Consider the following 779-nt stretch of genomic DNA (forward strand, 5'->3'; position numbering starts at 1 on the left):
CCCGTGCCGGTGCCGATGCGCATCACGCCCGCCCGCGGGGTCGCCGCGACGCGGACGCGGTCGGCCGCCGCCAGCGCTTCGCGTGCCGCGTCGAGCACCCGGAGGCCCTCGACGGTGAGCCGGACCCGGCGCGGTGAGCGGTCGAAGAGCCGGACGCCCAGCTCGCGTTCCAGCCGGGCGATCTGCCTGCTGACCGCGGGCTGGGCGATGTGCAGCCGGTCGGCGGCGCGGCCGAAGTGCAGTTCGTCCGCGACGGTGACGAAGTACCGCAATGCCCGTAGTTCCACCAGTCCTCCCCTGCGACGATGCCGCCAGGTTATCGCTGCGCGTCCGGCCTGGTCCTGGTTCGCGACACGCCGCCGTGCTGGAGTCGGGGCATGACCATCGAACTCGGCCTGTTCGGCGCCCATCTGCGCGAGCACCAACTCACCCCGGAGACCGCGGCGGAACTCGAGCACGCCGGCTACGGCACGCTCTGGCTGGACGCCTCGCCGCCGGCTGACCTCGCCCTCGTCGAGCAGCTGCTCGACGCGACCACCCGGCTGGTCGTCGGCACGAGCGTGGTGAACGTCTGGACCGCCGACGCGGATACCGTGGCCGCCTCCTACCACCGGATCGAAGCCAGGCACCCCGGCCGGTTCCTCCTCGGGGTCGGCATCGGGCACCGCGAAGTCCACGCCGAATGGGCGTCGCCGTACGACACCCTGGTGTCCTATCTGGACCGGCTCGACCGCGCGGGCGTCCCGGCCGAGCGGGTGGCGGTGGCCGCGCTCGGGCCG

The 779-nt window shown here is 73.8% G+C and carries 2 protein-coding genes; one reads left to right on the forward strand and one right to left on the reverse strand.

Translation table 11 applies throughout. The features are described 5' to 3' along the window. Positions 1-287 (reverse strand): LysR family transcriptional regulator (locus tag G3I65_RS14630; RefSeq protein ID WP_160696595.1); only part of this gene is annotated, 287 nt, incomplete at its 3' end. Between the two features lie 90 nt (positions 288-377). Here G3I65_RS14630 and G3I65_RS14635 point away from each other — a divergent pair. Next, on the forward strand, positions 378-779 hold a 402-nt coding region (locus G3I65_RS14635; RefSeq protein ID WP_160696596.1), incomplete at its 3' end, for an LLM class flavin-dependent oxidoreductase.

It is taken from the genome of Amycolatopsis sp. SID8362, from assembly GCF_010550475.1.
Classification (GTDB): domain Bacteria; phylum Actinomycetota; class Actinomycetes; order Mycobacteriales; family Pseudonocardiaceae; genus Amycolatopsis; species Amycolatopsis eburnea.